Origin of the sequence: Streptomyces sp. NPDC086080 (assembly GCF_044540255.1) — a bacterium.
Classification (GTDB): Bacteria; Actinomycetota; Actinomycetes; order Streptomycetales; family Streptomycetaceae; genus Streptomyces.
This window is the reverse complement of record NZ_JBITRU010000005.1, coordinates 215815-232333: the sequence shown is the minus strand read 5'-3', so window position 1 is coordinate 232333 and position 16519 is coordinate 215815. Positions and strand designations below refer to the sequence as shown.

At 73.5% G+C, this 16519-nt stretch carries 14 protein-coding genes; 5 read left to right on the top strand and 9 right to left on the bottom strand.

Going from position 1 to position 16519, the window contains the following annotated elements; genetic code table 11:
* Positions 1 to 210 precede the first annotated feature (210 nt).
* Positions 211 to 723, bottom strand: a complete 513-nt coding sequence (locus ACIF9R_RS08915) for an EF-hand domain-containing protein (protein WP_399976306.1) — start codon at positions 721 to 723, stop codon at positions 211 to 213.
* A gap of 171 nt (positions 724 to 894) precedes the next feature.
* The gene (locus ACIF9R_RS08910) at positions 895 to 1275 is read right to left on the bottom strand and encodes an STAS domain-containing protein (protein ID WP_399976303.1); all 381 of its coding nucleotides are present in this window, start codon (positions 1273 to 1275) and stop codon (positions 895 to 897) included.
* Positions 1276 to 1642: 367 nt separating this feature from the next.
* On the opposite strand from ACIF9R_RS08910, the gene ACIF9R_RS08905 reads away from it, so the two are divergent.
* A complete protein-coding gene (locus ACIF9R_RS08905; RefSeq protein ID WP_399976300.1) occupies positions 1643 to 2224 on the top strand; it encodes a sigma-70 family RNA polymerase sigma factor in 582 nt (193 codons plus the stop codon).
* The gene (locus ACIF9R_RS08900; protein WP_399976298.1) at positions 2221 to 3648 is read left to right on the top strand and encodes a maleylpyruvate isomerase N-terminal domain-containing protein; all 1428 of its coding nucleotides are present in this window, start codon (positions 2221 to 2223) and stop codon (positions 3646 to 3648) included. The genes ACIF9R_RS08905 and ACIF9R_RS08900 overlap by 4 nt, the downstream gene beginning before the upstream one ends.
* Before the next feature lie 207 nt (positions 3649 to 3855).
* Here the strand turns inward: ACIF9R_RS08900 and purU are convergent, their stop codons facing one another.
* Both purU and ACIF9R_RS08890 read right to left on the bottom strand, forming a co-directional pair.
* Entirely contained in the window at positions 3856 to 4737 is an 882-nt protein-coding gene (purU, locus tag ACIF9R_RS08895; protein WP_399976296.1) for a formyltetrahydrofolate deformylase, read from the bottom strand.
* Positions 4738 to 4784: 47 nt separating this feature from the next.
* Positions 4785 to 5306: a hypothetical protein gene (locus tag ACIF9R_RS08890; RefSeq protein ID WP_399976293.1), complete on the bottom strand. Its 522-nt coding sequence runs from the start codon at positions 5304 to 5306 to the stop codon at positions 4785 to 4787.
* A 97-nt stretch (positions 5307 to 5403) separates the two neighbouring features.
* Between ACIF9R_RS08890 and ACIF9R_RS08885 the strand changes: the two genes are divergently transcribed.
* Positions 5404 to 6708: an ABC transporter substrate-binding protein gene (locus ACIF9R_RS08885; protein ID WP_399976291.1), complete on the top strand. Its 1305-nt coding sequence runs from the start codon at positions 5404 to 5406 to the stop codon at positions 6706 to 6708.
* 161 nt (positions 6709 to 6869) lie between these two features.
* Here the strand turns inward: ACIF9R_RS08885 and ACIF9R_RS08880 are convergent, their stop codons facing one another.
* Together ACIF9R_RS08880 and ACIF9R_RS08875 are read right to left on the bottom strand one after the other, a co-directional pair.
* Positions 6870 to 8723: a hypothetical protein gene (locus tag ACIF9R_RS08880; RefSeq protein WP_399976288.1), complete on the bottom strand. Its 1854-nt coding sequence runs from the start codon at positions 8721 to 8723 to the stop codon at positions 6870 to 6872.
* A 176-nt stretch (positions 8724 to 8899) separates the two neighbouring features.
* Positions 8900 to 10285 carry a transcriptional regulator gene (locus ACIF9R_RS08875; RefSeq protein WP_399976286.1) on the bottom strand — a complete coding sequence of 462 codons (1386 nt, stop codon included), beginning with the start codon at positions 10283 to 10285 and terminating at the stop codon, positions 8900 to 8902.
* Positions 10286 to 10591: 306 nt separating this feature from the next.
* Between ACIF9R_RS08875 and ACIF9R_RS08870 the strand changes: the two genes are divergently transcribed.
* Positions 10592 to 11254, top strand: coding sequence for a bifunctional DNA primase/polymerase (locus ACIF9R_RS08870; protein ID WP_399976650.1), 663 nt, complete (start codon positions 10592 to 10594; stop codon positions 11252 to 11254).
* 360 nt (positions 11255 to 11614) lie between these two features.
* Here the strand turns inward: ACIF9R_RS08870 and ACIF9R_RS08865 are convergent, their stop codons facing one another.
* Entirely contained in the window at positions 11615 to 12493 is an 879-nt protein-coding gene (locus ACIF9R_RS08865; protein ID WP_399976283.1) for an alpha/beta fold hydrolase, read from the bottom strand.
* A gap of 506 nt (positions 12494 to 12999) precedes the next feature.
* A complete protein-coding gene (locus tag ACIF9R_RS08860; protein ID WP_399976280.1) occupies positions 13000 to 13692 on the bottom strand; it encodes a metal-dependent transcriptional regulator in 693 nt (230 codons plus the stop codon).
* 230 nt (positions 13693 to 13922) lie between these two features.
* On the opposite strand from ACIF9R_RS08860, the gene ACIF9R_RS08855 reads away from it, so the two are divergent.
* On the top strand, positions 13923 to 14678 hold the full coding sequence (locus tag ACIF9R_RS08855; RefSeq protein WP_399976277.1) for an SIS domain-containing protein: 756 nt from the start codon (positions 13923 to 13925) through the stop codon (positions 14676 to 14678).
* A gap of 361 nt (positions 14679 to 15039) precedes the next feature.
* On the opposite strand, the gene ACIF9R_RS08850 is transcribed toward ACIF9R_RS08855, so the two are convergent.
* Complete coding sequence (locus tag ACIF9R_RS08850) at positions 15040 to 16434, bottom strand: PAS domain-containing protein (protein WP_399976274.1); 1395 nt, start codon at positions 16432 to 16434, stop codon at positions 15040 to 15042.
* Positions 16435 to 16519 lie beyond the last annotated feature (85 nt).

The window sequence follows — 16519 nt, the reverse complement described above, 5'->3', positions numbered from 1 at the left end:
CGGGCGCGCAACCGCAGGTACCAGCGGAGACGGAGCCGCCTCGGGGGCGACTCCGTCGCGGTGCGTGCTCACAACGACTCGCATCTCACACAAGGTACCGGAGCGGACGTCCGACTCCGGGCCGTGACGAGTCACGCCGAGGACACGAACCGGTCCCGACGCTCCGTGATCACGGGAATGCCACAATCGGTGACATCCGCCGGGGGTGCGTCATTCGGGAACGGTGAAGTAGCGGGCGAAGGCCCGCACGATCTCCTCCTCGTCGATCCTGCCGTCGCCGTCGGTGTCCAGCGCGGCGGCGACGGAACGGGCGAGGTCCTCGGCGACACCGAGCACCATGAGCACCCGTGCGGTGTCCTCGACACCGACCGCTCCGCCGTCCCCGGTGCCGGCGACGGCGAGCGCCGCGTGCAGGAAGGGGCGGGCGATCTCGGCGAAGCGCTCCGGGTTGTCCCGCAGCCGCTTGACGGCGCCGTTCACGAACTCCTCGCGCGTGATGCGCTGATCGCCGTCCCGGTCCGCGATGCCCGCCATGCCCTGCCAGAACGCCTCGGCGCCGATGTACAGGGCCTGGCCCCGGTCGGAGCGGGCGGCGGTGCCGAACTCGGTGAGCAGCGCCTTGGCCGCTCCGCTGAAGTCCTGACGGTCGATGCAGCCGTTGCCGTCCTGGTCGAAGGTGGCGAACCGGGCCGCGATCCTGCGCTCGTACTCGCTGGTGACCATGTCTCTTTCAGGCCGCCTTAGGTCAGAGGGGTCGTCTCGCAGGGAGCGTACGTGGTCTGCGGGCGCCGGGTGGCCCCGATCCGGCCTCTGGACCAAGACCGGGGGAACAAGAGGACAACCGCGTGACACGTGTGAGCCGTTCCACGGCGGGCGCCGGCCAGGGAACGCGGCTCACGCCGACAGCGGACGGGAGTCCTCGTCGACGGCGGACGGGACGTCCGGGTGGATCTCGAAGAGGCGGCGGACGCCGAGAGCGCCGAGCACCTTGTTGACGTGGCTGCCGTCGGCGGCTCCCCGCGCGGGGAGGATCAGCCGCAGACTTCCCTGGCAGGAGCGCAGCAGCCGGCGGGAGGCGATAAGCACACCCACCCCGCTGGAGTCGCAGAACCACACCTCGGAGAGATCGAGGACGAGCCTGTGCCGGCCGTCGGCCACCACGTCGTGCACCCGCTGGCGCAGCACCGGGGACGTGACGAGGTCCAGCTCGCCCGACACCTGGAGCACGGCCCATGGGCCATGCTCCCGATCGGTCACTTTGAAGGTCACGACCACGCCCCTCACTCACCGAAACGGAAGCAGTACCTACGCTTCCTTGCAGCGCGGCTGCCCACCGGCCGTTCCCTGAAACACGGAGCGAGAAACGGTAACGGAACGGAAAGGGCTTGTTTTAGTCGCCTTCGATCCGATTCGATCGGTTCCGATCGACGCGGGAGGGGGCAGGCAGGTCCGGAACGCTCTCCGACGTGCCCGGGCGTCCCCTTACCACCTGGGGCTCTGCCGGGGGCGCACATTGCCACAAAGGGGCGTGCACGCTCGTTCGTGCCGACTACATTCATGAGGTCACCGGCCACACGCCGGCCCCGGGCACCGACCGGCCCGGGAGCCCGGGGCCCGGGAGGAACAGGGGGTGAAGCGCCGCATGCCGAAAAGGGACGTACCGCCCCGCTGGGACCGCACGATGCAGCAGCGGCTCGCCCGGGGGGAGGCAGCGGCCCTGGGTGAGCTCTACGACCGGTTCGCCTCCCTCGTCCATGGACTCGCCCACCGGGTCGTCGGCGACGAACACGCGGCCGACGCCCTCACCCGGGACGTCTTCGCCCACGTCTGGCAGCACCCGGACTCCTACGATCCCGGGGAGGGCCCGCTGCGCAGCTGGATCGCCGCGCTGACCAACCGGCTGGCCGTGCAGCGGCTGCGCACCACCGAGACCGCCGCACTCGCCCGGGGCGGCCCGGGCACCCCCGAGGATCTGGAGCGCAAGCTGCGGCACGCGTCGGTGGCCGCTCGCGCCGACTACATCGTCCAGTCCATGCCGACACCGCTGCGGGCCGCCCTGGAGCTGGCCTACTTCCAGCGCCGGGACTACCGCCAGACCGCCGTCGACCTGGGCGTCACCGACGACGAGGCCCGCCGCCGGCTCCGCCTGGGCCTGCAACTGCTGGCCACCGCGCATGACACCGAGGCCCCGGGCGCCCCGCCCGGAATCGGGGGCGCCGCGTGAGTGAGCACCGCCCCGGACCGTACGACGACGGACCCGGGTCACGCGACGACGAGCGGTCCGGTGAGCAAGCCGAACAGCGGGCCGGGAAGCCGACCGAGGAGCGAGCCGAGGAACAGGCCGGGAAGCCAGCCGAGGAACAGGCCGAGGAGCGAGCCGAGGAACAGGCCGAGGAGCGAGCCGAGGAACAGGCCGGGAAGCCAGCCGAGGAACAGGCCGGGAAGCCAGCCGAGGAACGGGCCGGGAAGCCGGCCGAGGAGCGGTACGAGTGGTCGGCCGTCGGGACGCCCGGCGCAAACGGGGCGGACGGTACGCCCCCGGAGCCGGCCCACCACGTGCTGAAATCGCTGCTGGGCGCCTGGGCGCTGGCCGCCTGCGGGCAAGCCGAGGCGGAGGCCGTCGAGGAGCACCTCGGTGCCTGCGGGTCCTGCGCGGACGAGGCACTACGGCTGCGGGAGGCGGTCGGCCTGCTCCACCGGCCCGAGAACCTCGACCTCGACCCGGGACTGCGCACCCGCGTCCTGGACTCCTGCCTGGAGCGACGCCCGCCGCGCCTCCCCGTACCCGAATGGGCCACCGCCTACGACGCCGAGACCGCGCGTCTGGACGCGCTGCTGCAGGACTTCGGGGACACCGAGTGGCAGGCGCCGGTGCGGCTGCGCTGGTACGAGGCGGACGAGGCGAGCAGCCGCCGCACCACCGTCGCCGGGGTGATCGCGCATCTGCTGACGGTCGACGGTCTGGTCGCGGTCGCCCTCGGCCTGGACGACCCGCTCGGCGACGCGACGGCCGACCGGCCCACCCCGTCGGACCGCACCGAGGCCTACTGGCGGACCGCCCACCACCCGCCCACCCGCTCCGTCCGTGCCCCCTGGCGGGAGCAGAGCCACGCACTCGTGCGGACGGTGTCCTTCACGGGCGGCCGCACCGGACGGACGACGGTTCCGTACGGCGACTTCGAACTGCCGCTGCACGACGCGATGCTGGACCGGGCCTTCGAGTGCTGGGTGCACGCGGAGGACATCGCCGAGGCCGTCGACTACCCCTACGAACCGCCCTCCGGCCGGCATCTGCACCGCATGGTCGACCTGGCCGCGCGGATGCTCCCGGCCGTGTTGGAGCACCGCAGGCTGCACGGTCTCGCCTCTCCCGTCGAGCGGCGGCTGGTCGCCGCCGGGGAACCGGGACGCAGCCTGCGGCTGGAGATCGAGGGATCCGGCGGCGGGGAGTGGCTGATCCCGCTGGACTCCCCCGCGGCGAAGGGCTCCGCCGACCACGAGGTGGCGCATGTCGCGCTGGACGGCGCGGAGTTCTGCCGTCTCGCGGCCGGGCATGTGCCGCCGCGGGAGGCTGCCGTCGGGCAGGAGGGGGATCGTGCGGCGATCAGTGACGTGCTGTTCGCTGCCGCGAGCCTGAGCAGGATGTAGCGCGGGGTGCGGTGGGGTGTGAGGCGAGTGCGCGGGATGTGAGGGCTGGTTGCGGTGCGTGGGCGGCTGCGGGTGGGTGGGGGTTGTTCGCGCAGTTCCCCGCGCCCCTGAGGGTGCGTCCACTGCGCCTGCTCAAGGGGCGCGGGGAACTGCGCGATCGGCCGCCGACGGCCCGCGGCCGCCTGCGGGACCGAACCCCGGGCGTTCCTAGGCGAACACCACCGTCCGGCGGCCGTTCAGCAGGATCCGCCGCTCCGCATGCCACTTCACCGCCCGCGCCAGCGCCCCGCACTCCACGTCGCGGCCGATGGCGACGAGCCCCTCGGGGGTGACGTCGTGGCCCACCCGCTCGACCTCCTGCTCGATGATGGGGCCCTCGTCGAGGTCGGCGGTCACATAGTGCGCGGTGGCGCCGATGAGCTTCACACCCCGCGCGTGTGCCTGGTGGTAGGGCTTCGCGCCCTTGAAGCTCGGCAGGAAGGAGTGGTGGATGTTGATGATCCGGCCGGAGAGCTGCTTGCACAGGTCGTCCGAGAGGACCTGCATGTAGCGGGCGAGGACGACGAGTTCGACGTTCTCCTCGCGCACGATCTCCAGCAGCCTGGCCTCGGCCTCCGGCTTGCCGTCCTTCGGCACGGGGATGTGGTGGAAGGGGACGTCGTACGACGACACCAGCTCGGCGAAATCGGTGTGATTGGACACCACGCCGGCGATCTCCACGGGCAGCGCGCCGGTCCGGGCGCGGAACAGCAGGTCGTTCAGACAGTGCCCGAACCTGCTGACCATGAGCAGGATGCGCATCTTCTCGTCGGCCCGGTTGATCTGCCAGTCCATCCGGAAGGCGTCGCCGATCGCCGCGAAGCTCGCCCGCAGCTTCTCCACGGTCACCGGCGCTTCGGCGGAGAAGTGGACGCGCATGAAGAACAGTCCCGTGTCGTGGTCACCGAACTGCTGGCTGTCCTCGATGTTGCAGCCGGTCATGAACAGGTAGCTGGACACGGCGTGCACGATGCCCTGCTTGTCGGGGCAGAACAGGGTGAGGACGTACTGGTCGGCCGGGGCCGCGGCTCGGGTGGACTGCTCGCTCATGCCAAAAAGGGTCCCATACGCGGGGCCCCGACCGGCCGGCCGTTCCGCTACGCGGACCGCGTCAGGATGTGCAGCACCTCGAGGGTGCTCGGCGGGCCGTCGGGGTCCTCGCCGTCGCTGGTCGCCATCCGCACATGGGCGTCCCGCGCGGCCCGCACGGCGTCCGGCCATCCCTCGTTCTCGAGATAGGCGGTCACCGGGGCGTCCGGCCCTACCTGGTGCATGATCCGCAGCACGCGCAGCACCGCGGTGTCGACGAGCGCCGCCTCCTGGGAGTCGCGGAAGATCGTGCCGACGTACTTCTCGGCGGACCAGCTGTCCAGCCAGGTGTCCTCGACCAGCCGGTAGACGGCGTCGGTGACGTCCCCGTAGCCGGGCACGCCGGCCAGCCAGACGTCCCGCTGGAAGCCGGGGTCGGAGAGCATGTGCAGCGCGGAGCGCACATTGCTGCGCCAGCGCCACCATGGCATGTCGTTGAGTGGCATGCCGCCCATGGTGGAGGAGCGACGGCCGCGACGGGAAGAGTTCTCCGAACCTTGCACGGTCGTCGATCGTACGTTTCCGCGCATCGGGGGTGGCACGGGACCCCGTAATTCACCTCCGCGTCACCGTCCGTTGACCAAGGGTCACGCCGGGGTTGGCCGGGTGGCGGAATCGTGCGGAGGCATGACCGGCAGGCGACAGACCCGCAGCACCTTCCACCCCCGCCTCCTCACCCGGCCCGTCAGAGCCGGCGCCCTGATCGCCGGCACGCTGCTGGCGTGCGCGTCGCTCACCACCGGGTGCGGTGTCGTCACCGGTGCCACGGGGGGCTCCGGGGACGACACCATCACCGTGATGACATGGGCGCCCGAGGACACCGGCGCCACGGACAAGCCCGGAATGCCCGCGTTCGCCGAGGCCTACGCCCGGTGGATCAACTCCCGGGGCGGTATCGACGGCCGCCGGCTCTCCGTGCTGACCTGCAACGAGCAGAACGACGCCACGGCCGCCGCGCGGTGCGCCCGGCGCGCGGTCGAGGAGAAGGCCGTCGCGGTCGTGGGCTCCTACAGCCAGCACGCCGACACCTTCCTGCCCACCCTGGAGACCGCAGGCATCCCGTACATCGGCGGCTACGGCATCACCAACGACGAGTTCACCAGTCCCCTGTCCTACCCCGTCAACGGCGGCCAGCCGGCGCTGCTGGCCGGTCTCGGCCGCACCCTCGCCGACAGCTGCGGACCGGTCGCCCTGATCCGGCCCGACACCATCGCGGGCGACCAGCTGCCCCCGCTGCTCGACTCGGGCCTGAAGGCGGGCGGGCACGACGCCGTCGGCGACCAGCGCGCCGCGGAGGCCGCCACCTCGTACGAAGGTCAGACGAAGCAGGCCCTGGAGCATGCCGCCGCCGACGCCGAGGAACCGGGCTGTGTCGTGCCCGCGCTCGGCGATCGCACCGGCACCTTCATGGACTCCTTCCGGCGGGCCCGCGGCGACTACCCCGAGGTGCGCACCGCGACCGTGCTCGGCAGCGTCGACCAGTCGGCCATCGACGCCTCCGGTGGGGCGTCGGGGCCGTACGAGGGGTCGTACGTCACCGGCTGGTACCCGGCGGCGAGCGATGCCCGCTGGGACGCGATGAAGGAAGTGATCAAGGAGGAGGCGTTCGGCGACAACCGGATCGACGCGGCGGACGCCGGGGTGCAGACCACCTGGATCGCCTACACCGTGTTCCGGCAGGTCGTGGAGTCCCTCGACGGCGAGGTGACCGCCGACACGGTGAGCGGGGCGCTGGACGGCGGGCTGAAGGTCACCACGGGCGACCTCACCCCGACCCTGCGCTGGCGGTTCCAGGACGAACTGGCCGCCGTCGGCTTCCCGCGTCTGGTCAACGCGAACGTGACCCTCCAGGTGGTCGAGAAGGGCCGGCTGGTCGCCGCCCGCGAGGGCTTCACCGATGTGACGCAGACCCTGCGGGACGCGGACCTGTAGCCGGCCGGCGTTCCCCGGCGTCCGGCATCCGGCGTCTGACCCGGGACCGGGCATCGGGCACAGGTGCCGATGTCCGGGCTCGGGGCTCCGGGCTCGGGGCTCCGGGCTCGGGGCTCGGGGCTCCGGGCTTCGGGCTTCGGGCTTCGGGCTTCGGGCTTCGGTCAGAGCTGGGTCGGCTGGCGTTCGGTCAGGCCGTACTTCCTGGCGATCTCGTTCCAGAGGCCGGACGCCTTGCCCTTCTCGGCGGTCGCGGTGCCGCTCTCCCGGTTGCCGGCCTCGGTCTCCTTGGTCGTCCGGGCCTGGCCCTTCTTGCAGCCCTTCTTGCTGGCGACCTGGTCGGCCCAGGCGGCGTAGTGGTTGTCGGCCGACTCCGATGCCCGCCAGGCCTTGGTGAGCGCGGCGGTGAGCTCCTGCTGGTTCGGCAGTTTGTCCACCGCCAGGCCGGCGAGGTCGGTCACCAGCTTGCTGCGCTGCCCGGCCGCCTCCCGCAGGTCCTTGGCCGCCTGCCCCAGGTTGCGGCAGGCCTTCACATCGGCCACCGCGTTGATCACGGCGGTCCGGCTGTCGCCGCTGTCGGCCAGCAGCTTGTCCAGCTCGACGGCCTGCTCACGGGCCGGGTCGACGGACGGCGAGGGGGAGGATTCCCCTTGGGTGGCGGACGCGCCGGCGGCCACCGTCTGGTTGTCACCGCTGTCCTCGTCGCCCCCGCTGCCGAGCAGGGCCCCGGCGCCGACGCCGAGGATGGCGATACCGACACCGATCGCCGCGATGACCGGCACGCGGGAACCGGTGCGGCCCCCGCCGCGGCCGCCCCGGCCACCGCCGGCCGGGCCGGCGGGCCCGGCGGGGTGCGCTGTGGGCGCGGTGGGCGCGGGCCTGCCGTACTCCACGCGCGGGAGCTGCTGGGTGGAACCGGCCGGGCCCGCGTCGTTGCGGAAGAGGTTGTCGAACTCGGCGGGCGGCTGCCGGTTGCCGTCACCGGCCGGCGGGGCCGGTGCGCCGTAGGGCTGCCCGGAGGGCGGGTCGGCGACGGGGGCGATGTACTGGGTGGCCTCGGCGTCGGGGCCACCGGCGGGCGGCAGGTGGGTGGCGCCGGGCGCGTTCTGCTGAGGGAGGCCGAGGTACCGGGTCTCCTCGGTGCTGTGCGCGGCGGGCATCTCGGGCGGCAGCGCGCCCGGGCCCACCGGGGGTATGAACTGCGTCGCCCCCTCGTCGGCACCGCCCGCGGGCACCGGCGGCAGGAACTGGGTGGCCCCCTCGGCGGCACCGCCCCCGGGCACCGGCGGCAGGAACTGGGTGGCCCCTTCCGATCCGTCGGGCACGGCGGGCGGTACGGGTCCGCCACCGGCCGGGGAGGTGCCGTACGCCGCGTGGGCGGGGGCGCCGTAGGCGGAGCCGTACGGGTCGGCGGTGCCCTCCGCACCCGGGTGGCCGCCGTAGCCGCCGCCGGGGTGGGCGTCCGGTGCGGCACCGTAGGGCGAGGGCGCGGTGTTTCCGCCGCCGTGAGCGCCGTGAGCGCCGTACCCGCCCGCACTGCCGTGCGAACCCGGCAAGCCGCTGTCCGCACCCGGGTGGCCGCCGTAGCCGCCGCCGGGGTGGGCGTCCGGCGCGCCGCCGTAGGGCGAGGGCGCGGTGTTTCCGCCGCCGTAGCCGTCGCCGTAGCCGGGGGACGCGGGCCGGGCGCCCTCGGGGGGCAGCGGGCCGGGGCCCTGGCCGCCCCAGGAGGGCTGTTCCGGCGTGCCCCAGCTGCCATCGGGCGGGGACTGCCGGTCCGGGCCCGACGGCGGACCCGCGTCCTGCCCGCCGGGGCCCCACGGTGTGCCCCAGGTCTGACCGCCGGGTGGGGCCGAGGCGGGGAAGCCGCCGACGGGGGGCCGGGCGTCCGCGCTGCCGCCGGGGGCGACCGGTCCGCCCGTCATGCCGGGCAGCAGGGGCTCACCGCCGTCGGAGGGCAGCACGATGCCTTCGCGCGCTGGGCGCGCCGAGGGCTCCTCGCCCTGTCCACTCTGCGTCACCGGGACTCCTACCAATGGGGGACCTTGTGGATCGTCGGCTCACGCTACCGGGTCCCCGGAGCCCGGTGCCACGCGCACAGGACCTGACCTCCTGCCCTGTGAGCGTGGTAACAAAACCGGGTCACTCCCCGTCGATTACGTCACCTCTTCCTCATCTCGCCGCCCGGTGACCGGCGTCACGCCGCCGCCTGGAGTTCCATGCGCGCCCCGAACTCCCGTACCACCGGCTCCTCCCGGTAGGGCTCGAGCCGCTGTTGGAGGTCCTCCAGGTACTCGGCGCCCCGGTTGGAACGCAGTCCGCCCAGAAGTCCCGCCGCCTTCAGGCCCGTACTGCAGGCCTGTTCGATCTCGCGCTGCTGCACCTGCGCGGTGGCCAGCAGCACATAGCCGATCGCCCGCCGCCGGGCCCGCGACTCGGGATGTCCCTCCAGCGACTGGCGGGCGCACCGCGCGGCGGCCTCGGCCTGGCCGAGGTCCCGGTGACAGTGCGCCAACTCGTCGGCCAGGTAGGCCTCGTCGAAGTGGGCGATCCACGCCGGGTCGTCACCGGAGGCCGGATCGGCGGCCTCCATGGCGCGCACGGCGCGCCCCGCCGCCGCCTGCGCGGCGTGCGCGTCCCCCATCAGTGCGTGCCCGCGCGCCTCCGCCGCGAGGAACATCGACTCCGCGCGGGGCGTCACCCGCCCCCGCGCGCCCTCCTGCGCCGCGCGCGCCAACTGCGCGATCTCGCGCGGGTTTCCGAGCTGTGCGGCGAGATGGCTCATGGAGGCGGCGAGCACATACCCGCCGTAGCCGCGGTCCCCGGCCGCCTGTGCCAGCCGCAGCGCCTGGATGTAGTAGCGCTGGGCGAGGCCCGGCTGCCCGGTGTCGACGGCCATGTACCCGGCGAGTTCGGTCAGTCGGGCCACCGCCGCGAACAGGTCCCGGCCCACCGCCTCGCGGTACGAACCCGCCAGCATCCCCGAGACGACACTGTTGAGGTAGTGCACCACGACCGGGCGCACATGCCCGCTGCCGTACTGGTGGTCCAGGTCGACCAGGGCCTGCGTCATGGACCGTACGGCGCCCACGTCGGACTGCCCCACGCGCGGACCGGCGGAGCGCGCCACCTGCCCGTCGGGGGCGGAGATCAGCCAGTCCCGGCTCGGTTCCACCAGCGCGGAGGAGGCGACGGACGAGCCGGACAGGAAGTCCCGCCGCCCCACGTCGCTACGCCACAGCTCGCAGACCTGCTCTATGGCCCCCAGCACCGTCGGCGAGAACTGGAGACCGACCCCCGACGCGAGGTTCTTGCCGTTGGCCATGCCGATCTCGTCGATCGTGACCGTACGGCCCAGTTTGCGGCCCAGGGCCTCCGCGATGATCGCCGGTGCCCGGCCCCTCGGCTGCTGCCCGCGCAGCCAGCGCGCCACCGACGTCTTGTCGTAGCGCAGATCGAGGCCGTGCTCGGCGCCGCACATGTTGACCCTGCGGGCCAGCCCGGCGTTGGAGCACCCGGCTTCCTGGATGAGCGCCTGCAGCCGTTCGTTCGGCTGCCGCGCGACGAGAGGCCTTGCGGCCATGGCGTACCCCCTGAGGCTGCGGTGCCTGCCCACGCACCGGGTTGACGTTCTTCCGCGGCCGTACTTCTCACGTCCCGGTCAGAAGAACCGGCCGTGAAGATCAATGCCCCGCCGATGTGCCGACAATGCGAGGCATGTGAGGATTGCCGGGGTAACGGCGGTTGCCGGCCCCCCTCGTGGTTACCCACCCGCACCGGCGGATCCCCCTGCGCGCCCCCACGGATGCACCCATGCGCCCCGAGCGGGGAAACGGTGCTCCTCCCCCGCGCACGCGACCTGGCGTAACCCCTGGTGACAGCCGTAGTTGTGCTCATCGTGGAAAAGACGATCGCGGGCACCGACGCCGTACAGATCCCGAAGCAGCGCGGGGAATCGCTGCTGGACGCCGCAGTGCGCTACGCGGAGGAGCGGCACTGGGACGTGGTCCCGGGCACCTGGCTGGAGGCCTCGGACGGGGTGCGGGCCTGCTCGTGCGGTGACGCGGAGTGCCCCGCACCCGGCGCGCACCCGGCCCAGCCGGACTGGGTGGCCCTGGCGACCGGCAGCGCCACCGCGGTCCGGCGGATGTGGGAGCGACAGCCGGCCGCCTCGGTCCTGCTGCCCACCGGGCGGACGTTCGACGCGGTCTCCGTTCCGGAGACGGCCGGGTTCCTGGCGCTCGCGCGGATGGAGCGGATGGGGCTGACGCCGGGACCGGTCACGCTGACGCCGGACCGGCGGACGGAGTTCTTCGTGCTGCCGGGGGCGGCGACGAAGGTACCGGGGCTGCTGCGCGGGCTGGGGTGGTCGTTGTCGTCGATCGACCTGACGGTGCGGGGGGAGGGCGACTTCGTGGCCGGGCCTCCGACACGGGTCGGGTGCCGGGGGGCTGTGCAGTGGGTCCGCCGGCCGACGTCGGCGAACCGGTGGCTGCCGGATGTGGAGGAGCTGATCCCGCCGTTGGCCTATGCGTGCGGCCGGGACCGGTAACGGGCCTTTCTCCTGCGGGGCTTGCGACGTACGGGCGCCCTCGCCGTCACCGGTCGCGTCCGCGTGTCGGCTCGGCCCCTTGCCCCTACGGCGCCCCGCGCCCCCGAAGACCCCCGACCGCCGCGGCTCGCAACCCGCAGCCCGCCGCCCGGCACGGGACAGACCGCACCGCCCGCCGACAGGCTCTGTGACCGCGGCCCGGGCAGGTCCTGAGGCCGTGACGGGCGAAGCCGAGACCTGCAGCGCGGCATTGGGCTGAGCCCGCCCGCGGGCCAGGGTCGGCCCGTGGGTGGCGAGGGGCGGACGACGTGGCGGTACGACCCCGCGGTGCGTGGTCCGGCGGTCGCCGCGTGATGCGGCTCAGGTGCCGCTGACGCTGTCCAGGAAGGGTTCGATCGCGGTCAGCCAGGCCTCCGGCTGGTCGTAGTGGACGAGGTGGCCCGCGTCGGGGACCTCGGCGTACTGGCCGTGGGGCAGGACGCGGACCATCTCCTGGGCCTCCGCCCGGCCCAGTTCCCCGTCGAGGCCGCGGACCACCAGGGCGGGGCACCGCACCTGGGCCAGCTCCTCCCAGTGGGCGTCGAACACCCAGGTCTCGCGGGAACGGAGCATCTGGTCCGGGTCGAAGACGGGCCGCCAGCCGTCGGGGGACTCGGCCATCACCTCGGCATAGAACTCGCCGCGGGCGGGGTTGGGGCGCTCCACCCAGGGGTCGTCCTCGCCGAACCACTTGCGTACGTCGGCGAGCGTGGCGAAGGGGAGCGGCCATGCCTTGAACCACTCGGCCCACTCGCGCTGCGAGGCGGCTCCGAGCGCGGAGGCCCGCATGTCGCAGATGATCAGACCGCGCACCAGGTCGGGGCGTTTCGCGGCGAGTTGCCAGGCAGTCAGCGCGCCCATCGCGTGGCCGATGAGGACGGTGGGGCCGAGGCCGAGCTGGTCGAGGGCGGCCTCGGCGTCGTCGACGTAGGCGTCGCGGGTGAAGGATGCCTGCGAGGGCTTGTCGCTGCGGCCGTGACCGCGCTGGTCGAGGGCGACGGCCCGGTACCGCGCGGAGAGCCGGCGGGCGGTGGACGCCCAGTGCGAGGCGCGGCCCATCAGTCCGTGCAGTAACAGCACACCGGGCCCGTTCCGCGTGCTGTCCTCCGCCGGGTCGGCCCCGTCCTTGGGCGGGTCGCCGAACTCCCAGGCGGCGAGCCGTACGCCGTCCGCCCCGGTCACGTCGATACGTCGCGCCATGATCCTGGCACCCCCCAAGCTCGCTGCCTGCCCACTGCCTGTGTGCCCCACTGCCTGCCCCGCCGCCCGTGTGCCCACTGCCCGTGTCCCGGCCTGTCCGCTGCCACTCTGCACGCAGGTTATCGAAAATGCATTCGAAAACGCCTTCTTGCCCGGCAACACCCCTCGTTCGAGTGACCCCCGGCGAGGATTGATCGCCGTGGCCCGGGGGAGATCTTCAGCGGGAGGCGGACCGCTCGGGGAAACCGGTCCGAGGGGAATGACCCTGAGAGCTCGGGGCTCCGGGTCAGCACAGGGGAGGACAGGCCCCGGCGCCCCAAGGCGCCGGGGCTCCTCACGTGGTCACGGCACACCGTCCCGCCCCTCCCCGGCCGGGACGACATCGCTGTCGGGCCGGCCAAGAGCCCCTCAGGTCATATGCCCCACGCGACAGCGTGGCACGCGATTCCGGCGAGCGCTGCAATTCCACGCAACGGACGGTCGATTCGGCGCGTTCCCACCCGCGGTCAGGGCTTGGCGACGAACACGTGGGACGCCACATCCGTCTCGAGCTCGGCCGCCTCACCGCCGCTGCCCACCAGCACCCCGCCGGCCGACTCCGTCACGCTCACCACCGAACCGGGCTGCACACCCGCCCGGCGCAGCGTGTACATCAGCTGCGCGTCCGTCTGGATCGGCTCGCCGATCCGCCGCACCACGACCGTCTTGCCCTCGCTGCCCGGGTCGAGATCGGCCAGCGACACCATGCCCTCGTCCAGGAACGGGTCGGCACCGTCCTTCTCGCCCAGCTCCTCCAGGCCCGGGATCGGGTTGCCGTACGGCGACTCGGTCGGGTGCCTCAGCAGCTCCAGCACGCGGCGCTCGACGGCCTCGCTCATCACGTGCTCCCAGCGGCACGCCTCGGCGTGCACCTGCTCCCACTCCAGGCCGATCACGTCGACCAGCAGGCACTCCGCGAGGCGGTGCTTGCGCATCACCCGCGTGGCGAGCCTGCGGCCCTCCTCCGTGAACTCCAGGTGCCGGTCGGGGGCGACGGAGACCAGGCCGTCGCGCTCCATGCGCGCCACCGTCTGGCTGACCGTCGGCCCGCTCTGGTCGAGCCGCTCGGCGATCCGGGCGCGCATGGGGACCACACCTTCCTCCTCCAGCTCGAGGATGGTGCGGAGATACATCTCCGTGGTGTCGATCAGTCCGGACATACATGCCCCTCGATGAGATCTGCGGATTGCTCTGCCGGAGGCTGGACTGCTCACCGGCGCGTGCGCTGGCCCAGGGCTCAATTCTGACGCATGCGGCTGACAACCGTGCCGCACAGCGCAAACGAGGGCTGCGGAACCAGGGAACCGGGCTGCCGGCGCCGCGTATTGACACGGCACTGGTCCAGACCGCACGGTGATCCGCGACACTTCACCCGCGAAGGGAACGCCGCATGAGCGACCGCACGCCGGCCGACCGGTTCCTCGACGCCGCGATCGGCCTGCTGGAGCGGATCCGCGACGAGGAGGCCGAGTCCGTGGCGGCCGCCGGCACGCTGCTCGCCGACACGGTCGCGGACGGCGGCCGGCTCTTCGCCTTCGGCGCCGGGCACTCCTCGCTCGCCGCACAGGACCTCGTCTACCGCGCGGGGGGACTCGCGCTGATGAACCTGCTCGCCGTGCCCGGGGTCGTCGGCATCGACGTGATGCCGGCGACGCTGGGCTCCGCGCTGGAGCGCGTCGACGGGCTCGCGAGCGTCGTGCTCGAGTCCTCGCCCCTCCGCACGGGCGACGCGCTGGTGATCATCTCGCTGTCCGGGCGCAACGCGCTGCCCGTGGAGATGGCCATGAAGGCCCGCGAGCTGGGTGTGCGGGTCATCGGCGTGACGTCGGTGGCGTACGCGACGCGGACGTCGTCCCGGCACTCCTCCGGAACGTTCCTGAAGGACCACTGCGACCTCGTGCTGGACTCCGGGATCGGGGTCGGTGACGCGGAGCTGACGCACGACCGCGTTCCCGCGCCCTTCGCTCCCGCGTCGACGGTGGTGACCACGGCGCTGCTGCAGGCCGTCATGGCGACGGCGGCGTCGGTGCTCGCGGAGCGGGGCATCGATCCCCCGCTGCTGCGTTCCGGCAACGTGGACGGCGGGCACGAGTGGAACGCGCGCGTCTTCGAGGAGTACGCCGACCGCATCTTCTACCGCCGGTGATCCCGCCCCCGCCGCCCCTTCCCGACCCGACCCGGGACTCCGCCCCGGACCCCGCGCCCTCGGCGGGGGGCGGGACCAGGGGCCTGTTGCGAGAGTGACGCCTGCCGTGCGGCGGGCGTCACGCACGCTCGTCTCGCCGGGCGGAAGCCCGGGCGCGCCCCGCCGGAGGCTGCCTTCCGGCCGGCACCCCGGGAGCAGGCACCGGACGCCGCACCGCCCCGCTCCGGTTTCCGGCCCGCATGCTCGGCGCACCGGACGAAAGCCCGCGCCCCGCCGGAGGCCTTCCGCCCGGCACGCCGGGAGCACGCACCGGACGCCGCGCCGCCCCCTCCGGGCGCCGACGGCCCGTGCGCGACAGGCTCTAGCGGTCGGAGTCCACGAGGCCCGCCAGGTCCAGTGCCGTGGCGATCCGGACCGCCACGTCCTCCGCGTACATGGCGTCGGACCGCTCGAACGCGTGTCGCCCCGCCCCCCGCAGAAACGTCACGGCACCGAGCGTCCGCCCCCGGCAGCGCAGCACGGTGCACAGCGCGTGCACCGCGTCCGCCGGCCACTGCCGCGCCAGCGCCCAGGCCCGCGCGTCCTCCGCGGACATGGCCCCCGCCCCGGCCCGCACGGACCCGGCCCGCTCCACGCACTGCACCGCCGGATGCCCCTCCCCGTACCGCACCGGCAGTCCCGCCCGTCCGTCGATCCTGCTCGGCCCCGGCGCGCCGGACGGTGTGGCGGCGATCCGCACCAGCCGCACGGGCTCGGCGTCCCCGGGGCACTCGGCCACGCGGTCGATCAGCGCATGATCGGCGAATCCGGCGAGCGCGAAGTCGAGGTGGACCGTGGCCGCCTCCGCCGGGTCCTCGCACTCCGCCGCCGCGCGCGCCGCGCGGTGCAGCTGCTGCGCGCGGAACCGCAGCAGCGACGCCTCCTGCTCCACCTGCCGCGACTCGGTCACGTCCTGGAACAGCCAGCCCACCCCGAGCGGCACCGGTTCCTCCGCCAGCGGTGACGCCAGCCGCACGAACCCGCTGCGCCAGCACCGCCGCCGCTCGCCCTCCGGCGTGCGCACGCTCACCCACAGCTCGGCCGGCGCGGGCGGCGTGCCCTCGGCGAGGACATGGGCGAGCGCGCTCTCCAGTTCCTCCACGCCCTGCACCAGCAGTTCCCCGAGCGGCCGCCCGAGTACGGACGTACGCCCCGCGCCCAGGGCCCGCGCGGCGTGCGCGTTCACCACCGCGGGCCGCAGGTCGGCGTCGACCAGGACGACGCCCCAGCTGGCGTCCTCCAACAGTGCCTCGCTCAGCGCGATCGACCGCTCCAGGTCGATCTGTGCGTGCACCTCGCTGAACGCGCAGTACACCCCGGCCGGCTTCCCGTCCGGTCCGCGCACGGCCGCGGACTGCGTCCGCACCAGGACCCGGCCGCCGTCCTTGGTCAGCAGCGCGAACTCGTTGACCTGCCGGCCCGGCGCGTCCATGGCCGACATCAGCCGCGCCTCGACCTCCTCGGCGTCCGCGCTGCGCACGGCCCACCCGGCGAACCCGGTCCGGCCCACGGCCTCGTCCGCGCTCCAGCCGAGGATCCGTTCCGCCTCGCGATTCCAGTGCGTGACCGTCCCGGCCGCGTCGAAGGCGCACAGGGCGGCGTCCATGCCGTCGAGCAGCGCGGCGAGGAGATCGGAACCGTCCGACCCCTCCCGCGCGGGCTCGGGCTCCTCCGGCCCCAGCTCGTCGGTGGTCCCACTACGCCGGGATGCACTCACCTGGACCCCCTGCAGGCTGCGTCCGCACGTACGGCACGACGGTTCGCTCACTGGCAATCATTCAACTTGAACGTGACTCAGCGCA

Bases quoted from the DNA above. Each gene is read 5' to 3' on its own strand.
- purU (WP_399976296.1), bottom strand. From the start codon at position 4,737: ATGAGCGAGCAGTCCACCCGAGCCGCGGCCCCGGCCGACCAGTACGTC.
- ACIF9R_RS08875 (WP_399976286.1), bottom strand. From the start codon at position 10,285: ATGGCCGCAAGGCCTCTCGTCGCGCGGCAGCCGAACGAACGGCTGCAG.
- ACIF9R_RS08905 (WP_399976300.1), top strand. From the start codon at position 1,643: ATGCCGAAAAGGGACGTACCGCCCCGCTGGGACCGCACGATGCAGCAG.
- ACIF9R_RS08855 (WP_399976277.1), top strand. From the start codon at position 13,923: ATGAGCGACCGCACGCCGGCCGACCGGTTCCTCGACGCCGCGATCGGC.
- ACIF9R_RS08890 (WP_399976293.1), bottom strand. From the start codon at position 5,306: ATGCGCGGAAACGTACGATCGACGACCGTGCAAGGTTCGGAGAACTCT.
- ACIF9R_RS08860 (WP_399976280.1), bottom strand. From the start codon at position 13,692: ATGTCCGGACTGATCGACACCACGGAGATGTATCTCCGCACCATCCTC.
- ACIF9R_RS08865 (WP_399976283.1), bottom strand. From the start codon at position 12,493: ATGGCGCGACGTATCGACGTGACCGGGGCGGACGGCGTACGGCTCGCC.
- ACIF9R_RS08915 (WP_399976306.1), bottom strand. From the start codon at position 723: ATGGTCACCAGCGAGTACGAGCGCAGGATCGCGGCCCGGTTCGCCACC.
- ACIF9R_RS08885 (WP_399976291.1), top strand. From the start codon at position 5,404: ATGACCGGCAGGCGACAGACCCGCAGCACCTTCCACCCCCGCCTCCTC.